This window comes from Rhodovastum atsumiense (genome assembly GCF_937425535.1).
Taxonomy (GTDB): domain Bacteria; phylum Pseudomonadota; class Alphaproteobacteria; order Acetobacterales; family Acetobacteraceae; genus Rhodovastum; species Rhodovastum atsumiense.
On the sequence record NZ_OW485601.1, the window covers coordinates 4871585 to 4883479 of the forward strand.

Sequence of the window (11895 nt, forward strand, 5' to 3'; positions counted from 1 at the left end):
AGCCAGGGAGGGCGACACGGTTCGTGGACGCGAACATTGAGCTCGTCGGAGACGCTACTCGTCAAGCCGGGGCTGCTTGCCCGCCTGCAGCTTGCGCAGTGACTCCCCCTTGAGCTCGATGCGATGGGCACCGTGCACGAGGCGGTCGAGCACCGCGTCGGCGATAGTCGGGTTGTCGATGTGCTGATGCCAGAGTTCCACGGGCAACTGGCTGGTAATGATGGTGGAGGCGCGACCGTGCCGGTCATCGACCACCTCCAGCAGGTCGCGCCGCTGTTCGGCAGTCAGCGGCGTAATGCCCCAGTCGTCGAGGATCAGCACCTGCACCCGCGCCAGGCTTTTGAGCATACGTGCATAGCGCCCGTCGCCACGGGCGATGCCGAGGGCCTCCAGCAGCCGCGGCACGCGGTGATAAAGGACGGAGCGGTTGTCACGGCAGGCACGATGACCAAGGGCGCATGACAGCCAGGTTTTGCCGGTACCGGTCGGCCCAGTGACGAGAATATTCTCATGGCGCTCGATCCACTCGCCCATGAGCAACTTCTGAAACAGGGGACGGTCGAGGCCGCGAGAGGTGCGCCAGTCGATGTTTTCCGGCGCTGCCTGCTGGCGCAGGCCGGCAAAGCGCAGACGGATCCGTAGCCGCCGGTTGTCGCGCTCCAGTACCTCCTGGTCGACAAGCAGGCCGAGCCGGTCCTCAAAGCAGAGGTCGGAGAGGTCCGGCTGGCGACGCTGGTCCTCGAGCGCGCGAGCCATACCGGCGAGACCGAGCTCGCGCAGGCGGTCACTGGTCGGGTGGGTGAGCATGGAGGATCTCCTCAGTGGTAATAGCGGCTGCCGCGAATGTTGCTGTGCAGCTGCGGCTTTTCCTCCGACGCGGACTGCGTCGGCAGGCGGTCGAGGTTGTTGCGTAGGATCGACTGCACCGAGCCGTAGGAGCGGGCGCCGATGTCCAATCCGCGCCGACAAGCCGCCTCGACACGGGTGGGCCCGTAGCCGCGCACCAGGCGCAGGATGCCCAACCCGGCCCGGAACCCCTGCTCGGGATGGGGCTTGTCGGCGAGCAGGGCCTTGATCAGTTCGGCCGTGGCGGGGCCGATCGCGGCGGCTTCCTGCAGCAGCCGGGTCGGCGTCCACTCGGCATGGCGTCGGTGTGCGCTCGGCATATGGCCAGGCGTCGTGGTCTGACCTGGGCACTGCGGGCTGCGCGCGTGGCTGGCCACCCGCGTGCCGCCATGGAATAGCTCGACCGTTGCCTCGGTGACCCGGGCTTCGATCACCGTCCGCGCCAAGCGGTAAGGTACGGAGTAGAAATGCCCATGCAACTCAATGTGGTAGTCGAGCCCGGCCCGGCAGCGATGCCACTCGGCATAGGCATAGGGCTCCGCCGGCAGCGGCAATAGGACGGCGCGCTCGAGACGCTCGAACAGGGCCTGCCGGCTGATGCCGAGATGGCGCATCGGCCGGGCGTTGAGGTCGGTGACCAGGTCCCGGATCGCGCCGTTCAGGTCCGCCAGAGAGAAGAACCGCCGGTGCCGCAGCCGGGCCAGGATCCACCGTTGCACGACCTGGACAGCCACTTCGACCTTGGCCTTGTCGCGTGGCCGACGCACCCGCGCCGGCACGACGGCGGTGCCGTAGTGGGCGGCCATCTCCGCGTAGCTACGGTTGATCCCCGGCTCGTAGCGGCAGGCGGCGGTGACGCCGGCCTTGAGGTTGTCGCAGACGATCTGGCGGGTGACCCCGCCGAAGGCGGCAAAGGTATTGACGTGGCAGCCAATCCAATCCGCCAGCCCCTGGCTCCAGCGTGCTTCGGCATAGACCAGGTTGGACGCGCCGAGGGCGGCGACGAAGATCTGCGCGGCCCGCGTCGCCCCGGTGGCCGCGTCGATCACCGCCACCGTCTGCCCGGCGTAGTCGACAAACAGTCGCTCGCCAGCAGGGTGGGCCTGACGCATCGTCGGCGACAGCCGCCCCCGCCACTCGGCATAGAGGTCGCAAAAGCGGCTGTAGCCATACCCATCCGGTTGCCCGGCCCGGTATTCCTCCCAGAGCAGAAGCAGCGTCACTCCGGGACGACGCAGCTCCGCGTGGATCCGCGTCCATTCCGGTTGCGGGCGCGTTGGCTCCGCCACGAAAGGTGGGGTGAACAGCTTGCGTTCCAGTGCCGCGTCGTCGAGTTCGGGCGGCACCGGCCAGGTGATCCCGACCACCGTGGCCCGGCGCAGATACTCGGCCACCGTGTAGCGGCTGATACCGACCGCCGCGGCAATCCGGTGACCACTCTGGCCGCAAACGTGCTTGAGACGAAGAACTTCTCGAACCTGACGCATCGGCAGTCTCTGGCCTGGCATGGCGCTCCCCGGGGTCGTGCGGGAGAGAGCCTGCCCTCGTTGGGGGACTGCCCACGAGCCGTGCCGCCTACCCTGGATCAGACCTGGCTGGCTTGCTTCGGAATGGGTGGCTGGGTTCCGTCGGAATCACCGGCCGGCTTGCGTCGGAATCACTGGCTGCTTTGCGTCGGAATACGCACAAAAAGGGGCAGCCGGGACGACGTCGCAGGCTCCCGGGTGCGCCGGGACGCGGCACTCTGGAAAAGGAGAAACCGCCGATCCTCGGCCTGATCCAGCGTGGCGGACAGGTGATCCTGCACATGCTGGCCAACGTGCAACAGGCGACCATCAAGCCGATCATCACGCAGGCGGTTGGACCAGGCACGCTGATCCATACCGACGAATACGACATCTACGCCCGGCTGCCAGCCTGGGGCTACGCGCACAAGACGGTCTGCCACGCTCACGGCGAGTATGCGCGCGATGAAGATGGCGATGGGTTCTGTGAAGTTCACGTCAATACCATCGAGGGTTTCTGGTCGCTGCTGCGCTCCTGGCTTCGCCCTCACCGTGGCATCTCGCAGGACAAGCTGCCGCTCTATCTCGGCTTCTTCCAGTTCGTGCACAACGCCCGGCGCCGCGGCAAGGCCCTGCTCAGTGCCCTCGTGAGCGGTCTGGTCGGGTGAGGCTTCCTACCACCCCGGAACCCGATAAGAGCCACCGTCGATCCGTCTCCTGTCCTCGAAGGCCAACCGGCCGTCCACGGGTTGACGCCGTCCAAGGAAAACTTCTTATCTATAAGAACAGAATATATCAAACAGCAAGCAAAAATGGATATCATTCCTTGCAAAGAAATATAAAAGCAAGGATTACTTCAGGACTTATCCAGTTTTCCTTTACACAGGAAGTAAATCATTTAAAGACTCGTTTAGGGATCTGCTATTCGAAAGTAGCATAACATAAATCTGATTGGACATGTCATATATTTAGATGAAGTTATGTAGATGGAGTTCATACTTATTTTCATCATCCTATGAAAATACTTTAATATTGACAGTATAATCTTGACAGTGGAGGCTGGTACACGCACGATCACCGTCACTCTGTCCACGATAGACTGGCAACAGTTGGAAGGGCCACTCTCCGGTTCCGCTTCGGGCGGTGAACTCGGCCCTTAATACTTGAGATGATAAGGCACGTCGCATGAGGAGTTTGAATATGGAATCAAATCAAAAGTCTGACTGGCATGACTGGCATGACTGGCATGACCGGCATGACTGGCAAATTCTGTGGGAACCGTCTGCAAGAAAAGTGGCCGACTCCCCGGCAGATGCGTTCGCTCGCGCTATCCTTGATTATGCGCAATCTCGCCCGAACGACGAATTCGCAACCAAATTTGCTGCTTCGGTCGCTGCGGCAGGATGGATCAATGTCAGCAACGAGTTGAGCCGGGCCGCTGGCGACGTGGCGGATCACCTGCCGCTTGATCAGGTGTCGGCGTTGAGCCTGCCTTTTCCTGTCACCTGGGTCGAAGGCAATGTCCCGGATATGGTAGGGGTGCGCTTCGGCTTCCTTTATGAGCGTGATAAGCGTGATAGCAGAGTGCTCTCAGTCCGCTGTGCAAAACACGACAAAAAGGATGAAGTCGTTTTCCTCCGTCATGAGATTATCGCTTCTGCAGAGCGCCTTTCTATTCTGCCGCCAAATTTTTTCCGTGCAAACGCAGCAGAGAAGACAGCGGCCCTCGTGCTCCGGCTGATCACGCTTATCTGCGGAGAAAGCTGAACAACCGCGGCGGTCGCCACAGGGTGGCCGCTTCGGTCCGTTCATGGGAGTAATGTCCTAGGTTGCGGGAAGAATGGTGGTTTCTTTTGGCACCGAATTGGTTCCGGCTAATACCAATGCTCATGGACCAGAACCGATGACCCAAGGAGAGGTTCGCGCAAGCCATCTCTCCCGACCCATCCATAGGTTCTGATCCACGAGCTTTGGTATGATCGGGCGGATGGCGCGATCGCATAGCACAATTTCCTGGTAGACCGCCGGATGAACAAGTCGCAGCAGATACGCTGGACTCGCCATGATGCCGATCTTCTGCTGCAGGTTCGCTGCGCTGTCTACAACGGCACCTTCGGTCTCGGCTTCGGGCAACGCTTTCAGATCGCCGACGATCAGCATCCGCCAGCAGCCCGCGCGGCCTGACCCCCAATCATGAGACAGTTCCCCTCATTCTATGGCGGGACCCCGGGCCGCACCTTGCCCATTTACAAGCAAAAATTCATACAACTTATAGACGATATTTTCTTGAAATATGCTTGTAACGAGCGCATAATACAGGTGAATTACTCGTCGAGCTCAATGTCGTCGTGTCCGCCGGTTCAGTCTGTTCCTTACCAGGACAATCCACGCCCCCAAGGGTAGGGATTGGAATCCGGGTGAGGGCACCGGAAACACCAACTTTGCTGTGCGGGCGAGGGTGATGTCTCAAGATCAGGCGATGTTGTAAAGGAATAACCAACGTGCTCAAATCGACGGTGGCCGAATGCAACCTTAAGAGATCTTCTGCGAATACATGTCGCAAGAAGGATTGTCCTGGGATTACTGCGTTCTTCTTTACCGTTTCCGCGTTTATTGGCTTTCCGGTTGCAACGTCCCTGACGCCTGCCATGTCCTGCGCCCGTCCGTCCGCAGCTGAGGGCTGAGCACATGTCATCCCGCGCTGACCGCCGCAAGAAGGCCAGGACCGAAAACGAAGACGCCCTCGCCCACGTTGTCATTGATCCCGACACCGGACGCACGCACTTCGATCCGCGTGCCGACGGCGCCGATTGGGCCGAGGCGTTCGACGAGGTCTACGCCAGGCACCGCGGCGACTGGAAGCTGGATAAACCCGAGGTGCAGGACGAGAAGGCGGCCAAGCTCGACCGCCGCGCCCAGGCATACTGCGAAGCTCTGAGCCGCCGTTCTGCCGAAGCTTTCGCCCGCCTCAGCGCCGATTACGCCCGCGACGTTGGGCATCTCGCCAAGATCAGGGAACTCCGGAATATCCGTGCCGAAGACCCCGGGCTCTATGCGTATCTCGAAACGCGAGCCGAGAAAGGCGACCGCGGCGCCAGAGACATCATCCGGCACTCCCGTCTCGTGGCCGAGAATTGGGGCAAGAAGGCTGCCGCCGAACGCGCCATCACCAATGCTCTGAACAAGGCACGGATCGAGGTCGGATATGTCCACGACGGCGGCGAATTCGGCAACGGATACGGGCGGGAACCATTTACTTACCAGGGGTTCGTGTCTGACGAACACCCTATCCTGCGGCTGTTTAACTCAATCCTGCCGCGTGTCAAAAAGTTCCGCGGCGGCAGAACAAAAGAGGATTACCAGTCGGTCCGGAGCAAATTGCTCGGCGCCGACCTCCCTTACGCCTCCGTTAACCGGGACATGCGGTCCTTGCTCCGGGTTGACCTCGATCGCACCTACGATTCCGCTGAGGCGCTTCTGGGTCTCATCAATTCGTGCGCCATCTTGGCGCCGAACCTGATCGTCGGTTACGTCGACCGCCAGGGGCGATTCGTGCATCCACAAGCATACTGGCTGCTGGCCGACGCGGCCTGCTGGATGTCGAAGGGTGAAGCCCGTTTCCGCTTCAAGTTCGACGCGGTCAAGCGCGGTCTCAACGCCGCTCTCCTGCCGATCGGCGCCGATCCTTGCGCGATTTGGAACGACACTTGGATCAAGAACGCCCTTTCGCCGCTCTGGTCCTGCACCGTCGGTGCCCAGGTGCCATATTCGCTGGAGGTCCTGGGCGAGAACCTGAACCTCATCGGCTTCGGCAAGAACAAGGAAAACCTCGCCCTCCTGAAGGCGGCAACGCCTGACCTTCGCGGCGCCGGCCCGGTTCCGGTCGAACATCCCGACCCTGAGGTCCAGGCGGGCAGCCAGCCGGCGTTCCGCATCCTCCGCGCCGTCGCCCTGGACAGTGTCGCCTCCTATGCCGACGGCAATGGCGGCACTCACGGCGTCGGACGCGAGGCGTTCGAGGAATTCATGATCGCCCAAGCCCGCCGCATCAACCCGCATGGCAGCATCACGCGCGTCGAAAGCCAGGGCGCCAGTGTCGCCAAATACGTATGGAAGGAACACGCCGGCAGGAAGCAGAAGGCGGCGGACGCCGCTGATGCGCGCGAGATCCGCAACGCCGCCCGGAGGAAGCACGCCGACGCCACGGGCGTCCACCGCGCCCGGAAATCCGCCGGGCAAACCTCGGCGACCAAGCGCCGTACCGGGTCTGTAAGGCTGATTTCCGCCGCCGCCATTGGCCTCATTGGCGATGGCGACAGGCCGACGAAAGCGGCTGTCACCCGCGCACTGGACGGGAAGGTCGTGTTGGAGACGGTGAAGCGGAACTGGTCCGACGCCATGACGTCCCTCGTGCCGCTCTGCGACATCCTCGACGCCGCGCATGCGCACGTCGCCACGGGCGGGAAACTGCCGGGGAAGGAACTGCTTGTCCCAGTCATCGAGCGGCTGGACGAGCTCAAGGAACTGCTGGAGACCGCACAGTCGGAAAGCCAGCGCGAGGCGGCGGGAAAAGAGGTCGTCGCGGCGGAGGATGAACTCGTGGCGGCGAAAAAGATGATTGCCACGGCAAAGAAGGCGGTCACAAACCGTTTTGCGGACGGCTCACGCGAGATGCTTATGCCCCCCATCACACCCCAGGCCCGCGAACGTGCTACCCTGGAACGCGGCGCTGCCGTCGTCGCCGAAGCCAGGGACCTGGTTGCGCGCGGTAAGATCAAGGCTTTTCACCTCGTCGAGGGGTCCGCGAACGACTACGAGGACGGGCTCGCCGCCGGCTACGTGACGACCCGCGCCGCCTGGATGGTGGTCGGCTATTGGGATGTCGTTGTGCACGCCATCACGAACGGCTGGAATCCGAAGATGCGTCCTGCCGCCTGCCGCCTGCCGCCGCGTGAACGGGATTCCTCCGTCACTGCCCCCATCCGTTGGATCGCCGTCGATGACACCGTCGAAGCCGACGGCGCTACCGCCATGCCGATAGCCGGCTGCCCTCCGGAAGCTGCCCTCCCGGAGGCGCCGGAGGATGTGTCCGCCGCCCCAGACAAGGAAAACGCCTCCGCTGTCTCTGACCCCGAAATGGCCTGCCACCACGTCCGGCAGCTGGTGGTGGAGGAGCTGGAGCCCGTTCACGTCTCCAAACATCTCGGGGAGACGCTGGATTTGGATGTGGTCGAGTTCTGGCTCGCCTGGCAACCGCCGCCACCTGCCGTCATCTGACGGAATCCGCGGCAGACGGCCGGCGGAAAACAGCTCATTCGGTCATGTCCCTGTTAAAGAGAACAGCAGCTTGTGGCAAGAGAACTGCAGATAATGGCATCAACCATGGCTGTCATTCCATACATCAATGCTGTTCCCCCATAGGCCTGCAACCACTATGCAGCCACTTCTGGCTATATTCTGTTATACCGCCCTGCTGATGAACTGATTTTTTAATGCGGGAGGCTGTTGGGGTGTGATGCTCTTCGTCCGGTTACGAAGGAGCCCCCGATGGCAAGGCAAGCGCTGGAAATCCGGACCGACTTGCACACGGCTGATGCTCTGCGACGCATGGCGCGTCAGGAGCAAGACCGGCGCGCGGCGATGCGGATGCTGGCGTTGCCCAATGCCATGGAGGGGATGACACGGGCTGAAGCGGCGCGGCTGGCCGGAATGGAGCAGCAGGCGTTGCGGGATGCGGTGATCCGCTACAACGCCGAGGGTCTGTCCGGACTACATGACCGCCCCAAACCGGGTCGGACACCGACGCTGACGGAAGGTGAGCAGGCGACCTTGCGCGCCGTGATCCTGCGTGGCCCCGATCCTGCCTGCGATGGTGGCGGTGACTGGACGTTGCCGATGCTGTGCCGCTGGATGGAAGACCATTTCGGCAAAACCATGCATCCGGACAACCTCTCGCGCGTGGTGCGGCGGCTCGACCTGTCGCGCCAGAAGACGCGCCCGCGGCATCCGAAAGCAGACGAGGCAGCGCAGGCTGCCTTCAAAAAGGGGGGCTGCGCGATGCCGTAACCGAGGTCGCGCAGGCCCATCCGGACCGACGGATCGAAGTATGGTTCATGGACGAAGCCAGAGTCGGCCAAAAGGGCCGCACCGGCCATCGCTGGTGGTTGCGGGGCGAGCGTCCACGCGGGCTGTGCGACCGGCGCTTCGAATCCACCTATATTTTTGGCGCTGTCCGTCCCGCCACCGGCGACGGTCTCGCTCTGGTCCTCCCCACCGTCTCGACCGAGACCATGCAGATTTTCCTCGACGAGTTCGCGGCACGCTTTGCCGCCGATGCGCAGGCCGTACTGGTGCTCGACGGTGCGGGTTGGCATGCCTCCAGCGATCTTGTAGTGCCTGACCGCGTCAGCCTGGTGATGTTGCCTCCATACGCGCCCGAACTAAACCCGGTCGAGCGTGTGTGGCTCTATCTGCGAGAACGATTTCTCTCGCATTGCGTGTTCGCCACCTACGACGACATTGTCCAGGCTTGCGCTGACGCTTGGTGCGCGCTCACCCCCGACACGCTCAGGTCGCTCACCGCCTATCCGTGGCTCAAAGAGATCAGTTCATAGGCAGGGCGGTATTACACAATTATGCCAATGCCCGTGAATGACGACTCATGCGGGGGTTGCCCGACGCGGGTGAAATCGGATTCAAGATGGCGAACGAAGGAGGTTCGCCATGGCTCGCCCCTTGCTCTTGCGAGGTGATTTTGACGCGGTGTCGGTACGTGGCGGCGATCTACGAGGGGGCGAGCCGGGCGGAGGCGGCGAAGATCGGCGGAGTGACGCCGCAGATTGTTCGGGACTGGGTGGTGAAGTTCAACGCGGCCGGTCCGGCGGGGCTGATCGATCCCAAGCGGCCAGGGCCAGTGCCTCTGCTGAGCGCGGAGCAGCGTGCGGCATTGGCCGCGGTCATCGACAGCAGACCGATCCCGGCGGCGCACGGTGTGGTGCGCTGACGGCAAATCGACCTGTGTCAGTGGGTCTGGGAAGAATTCCAGATATCGGTGTCGCGGCAAACGATGAGCCGGGAGTTGCGGGCGATGGGCTTTCGCAAGCTGTCGGTCCGGCCGCGCCATCATGCCCAGGTCGAAGGGGCAATTGAACATTTTAAAAAAGTTTCCCGGCCCGGCTGGAAGAAATCGCCGCCGAGAAGGGTATCGCCCCTGAACGAATAGAGATCTGGTTTGCCGATGGGGTTGAGATCGTGTCCCGGGGAGTGGTGTAGGAGCGGCAGTGGCGGGCCTGTCTCCGGCGGTGTGGGTTTGCCGCGGTCAGGCTGCGACGGCGGGCAGCTCAGTATTGCCCATGGGGGCCAGCGCCTCCAGAGGCATATAGCGCCGCTGGACCGCCCATTCGATCAGCAGCGCGCCGACGAGGCGGATGACCGCGGCATCGTTGGGAAAGATGCCGACGACATCGCAGCGGCGCTTGACCTCGGCATTGAGGCGTTCGAGCGGGTTGGTGCTGTGCAGCTTGCTCCAGTGCGCCTTGGGGAAATCCATGTAGGCCAGCACATCGGCCTCGGCGGCCTCCAGGAAGGCGGCCAGTTTGGGGAACTGCCCTCGCAACCGGTCGGTGACGTCGCGCCATTGCGCCTGGGCGGCGGCGCGGTCGGGCTGGGCGAAGATGGTCTTGAGCAGGGCGATCACCATCGGCCGCTGGGTGGCGCCGACATAGGCCAGTGCGTTGCGCATGAAATGCACCCGGCAGCGCTGCCAGGTGGCGCGCAGCGTCTTGGCCGCGGCCGCTTTCAGCCCCTCGTGGGCATCCGAAATCACCAGCTTGACCCCGCGCAGGCCGCGCCGGGTCAGGGAGCGCAGGAAGTCGGTCCAGAAGATCTCCGCCTCCGACGGGCCGGTCGCCAGGCCGAGCACTTCGCGGCGGCCGTCGGTGTTCACTCCCACAGCGATTATCACCGCCGTCGAGACCACCCGCCCGGCCTCGCGCGTCTTCACGTAGGTGGCGTCGATCCACAGATATGGCCAATCGCCCTCGATCGGCCGGTTGCGGAACGCCGCCACCTGGCCGTCGAGTTCGGCGCAGATGCGGCTGACTTCGCTCTTGGAAACACCCTCCAGGCCGAGCGCTTTGACCAGGTCATCCACGCTGCGCGTCGAAACACCATGGACGTAGGCTTCCTGGATCACTGCCGCCAGCGCCCGCTCGGCGGTGCGCCGCGGCTCAAGGAAGCTGGGAAAGTAAGAGCCGTGACGCAGCTTCGGGATCCTGACTTCCAGGCGGCCTGCCCGCGTGTCCCAGGGACGTGACCGGGTACCATTGCGCTGGTTGGTGCGCTCGGGGCTGCGCTCGCCGTGCCCGGCACCGCAGAGCTGCGACACCTCGGCGTCCATCAGCCGGTGCACCATGAAGCTGAGCATCTCGCGCAGCAGGTCGGTCTCCGCCCCCTTCTCAAGCAACTCGGTAAGGGCGATCGTGTCGGCGGTCATGGTCGGTCTCCGGGGAAGGTTGCGTGGTCGTGACAACCCAAACCTACCCGGCGATCAGGCCATGGCCACCCCCCCCTCACGGGGCGCCGCTCCTACACCACTCCCCGGGACACGATCGATGGTGTTGGTGGTGGTTGAGCGCCGAAGGCGATCAACCGCATTGGTCAGAAAAACAAGCTCACCCGCCGCTGGGCCCGACGGGGCACTCGGCCCTCTGCTCCCCAGGACCAGCGCACGGCGATCTTCGGCGCCATCTGTCCTCGGGAGGGCAAGGAGGCCGCGCTGGTTCTGCCCCGATGTAATCTCGATGCGATGAACCTGCATCTGGTCGAGATCGCCGCCGCCGTGGTGCCCGGTGCGCATGCTGTGCTGATGCTCGATCAGGCGGGGTGGCATACCTCAGCGCGCCTCGCGGTGCCCTCCAACATCACCTTGGTGCCGCTGCCACCGAAATGCCCTGAGCTCAACCCGACCGAGAATATATGGCAGTTTTTACGGGACTGAGCTGGTCCCCGGATCCCGGACAGTTGGATAAGCTTGGTCCGACTGGACGAAGAACGAACGGATGAGCGGGCAGCGGAAGCGCTACTCGGCGGAGTTCAAGGCGAAGGTAGCTCTGGAGGCGATCCGGGGCGAGTTGACGGTGGCGCAACTGGTGGCCAAGCACGGGGTGCACCAGACGCTGATCAACGCCTGGAAGAAGCAGGCCATTGAAGGGATGACCGGGGTGTTCTCGGGCCGCGCGGAGGCGATGGAGACGGCACGGGCGGAGGAGCTCGAGAAGCTGCACGCCAAGATTGGCCAGTTGGTGATGGAACGGGATTTTTTGCGGAAGGCCCCCGGTCGATGAGCGTCGGCCGGAGGCGAGAGTGTACAGCACGGAGCAAACCGGCTGTGGATCACGCTCGAAACCGGCAACTCACCACGCTGGAAAGCGGCGGTGGATCACGCAGGAAACCGGCACCCTGGCACGGGGCGAAGCGGCACCGGCTGCGGCGGACGGGGCTCTCCTGGCAGGCGAGTAATCGCCAAGAACATCCCTCCCTTTCA

The 11895-nt window shown here is 63.2% G+C and carries 11 protein-coding genes and 2 pseudogenes; 9 read left to right on the top strand and 4 right to left on the bottom strand.

All coding sequences use genetic code 11. The features are described 5' to 3' along the window. Positions 1-54 precede the first annotated feature (54 nt). Positions 55-807 carry an IS21-like element helper ATPase IstB gene (gene istB, locus NBY65_RS21970; RefSeq protein ID WP_150045715.1) on the bottom strand — a complete coding sequence of 251 codons (753 nt, stop codon included), beginning with the start codon at positions 805-807 and terminating at the stop codon, positions 55-57. A gap of 11 nt (positions 808-818) precedes the next feature. Continuing rightward, positions 819-2354, bottom strand: coding sequence for an IS21 family transposase (gene istA, locus NBY65_RS21975; protein WP_150045716.1), 1536 nt, complete (start codon positions 2352-2354; stop codon positions 819-821). A 161-nt stretch (positions 2355-2515) separates the two neighbouring features. Here istA and NBY65_RS21980 point away from each other — a divergent pair, with 161 nt between their 5' ends. Further along, entirely contained in the window at positions 2516-3019 is a 504-nt protein-coding gene (locus NBY65_RS21980; RefSeq protein WP_203330767.1) for an IS1595 family transposase, read from the top strand. Positions 3020-3551: 532 nt separating this feature from the next. Beyond that, positions 3552-4118, top strand: a complete 567-nt coding sequence (locus NBY65_RS21985; protein ID WP_150045717.1) for a hypothetical protein — start codon at positions 3552-3554, stop codon at positions 4116-4118. 120 nt (positions 4119-4238) lie between these two features. On the opposite strand, the gene NBY65_RS21990 is transcribed toward NBY65_RS21985, so the two are convergent. Beyond that, the gene (locus NBY65_RS21990; RefSeq protein WP_150045718.1) at positions 4239-4511 is read right to left on the bottom strand and encodes a hypothetical protein; all 273 of its coding nucleotides are present in this window, start codon (positions 4509-4511) and stop codon (positions 4239-4241) included. Positions 4512-5039: 528 nt separating this feature from the next. Here NBY65_RS21990 and NBY65_RS21995 point away from each other — a divergent pair. From NBY65_RS21995 to NBY65_RS34120, 5 genes are all read left to right on the top strand, one after another. Next, on the top strand, positions 5040-7628 hold the full coding sequence (locus NBY65_RS21995; RefSeq protein WP_150045719.1) for a hypothetical protein: 2589 nt from the start codon (positions 5040-5042) through the stop codon (positions 7626-7628). A gap of 270 nt (positions 7629-7898) precedes the next feature. Next, complete coding sequence (locus NBY65_RS22000) at positions 7899-8417, top strand: winged helix-turn-helix domain-containing protein (protein ID WP_250265719.1); 519 nt, start codon at positions 7899-7901, stop codon at positions 8415-8417. A gap of 47 nt (positions 8418-8464) precedes the next feature. Beyond that, positions 8465-8965, top strand: a complete 501-nt coding sequence (locus NBY65_RS22005; protein WP_250265720.1) for an IS630 family transposase — start codon at positions 8465-8467, stop codon at positions 8963-8965. A gap of 140 nt (positions 8966-9105) precedes the next feature. Continuing rightward, on the top strand, positions 9106-9354 hold the full coding sequence (locus tag NBY65_RS22010) for a helix-turn-helix domain-containing protein (protein ID WP_162530938.1): 249 nt from the start codon (positions 9106-9108) through the stop codon (positions 9352-9354). A gap of 12 nt (positions 9355-9366) precedes the next feature. Further along, the gene (locus NBY65_RS34120; RefSeq protein ID WP_408895611.1) at positions 9367-9573 is read left to right on the top strand and encodes a helix-turn-helix domain-containing protein; all 207 of its coding nucleotides are present in this window, start codon (positions 9367-9369) and stop codon (positions 9571-9573) included. A 96-nt stretch (positions 9574-9669) separates the two neighbouring features. Here the strand turns inward: NBY65_RS34120 and NBY65_RS22015 are convergent, their stop codons facing one another. Then, positions 9670-10845, bottom strand: coding sequence for an IS256 family transposase (locus tag NBY65_RS22015; protein WP_150045824.1), 1176 nt, complete (start codon positions 10843-10845; stop codon positions 9670-9672). A 156-nt stretch (positions 10846-11001) separates the two neighbouring features. Between NBY65_RS22015 and NBY65_RS22020 the strand changes: the two are divergent. Further along, a pseudogene (locus NBY65_RS22020) lies at positions 11002-11346 on the top strand (transposase); the annotation flags it as partial. Between the two features lie 64 nt (positions 11347-11410). Continuing rightward, positions 11411-11716, top strand: a pseudogene (locus NBY65_RS22025) (transposase); the annotation flags it as partial. Positions 11717-11895: the final 179 nt, after the last annotated feature.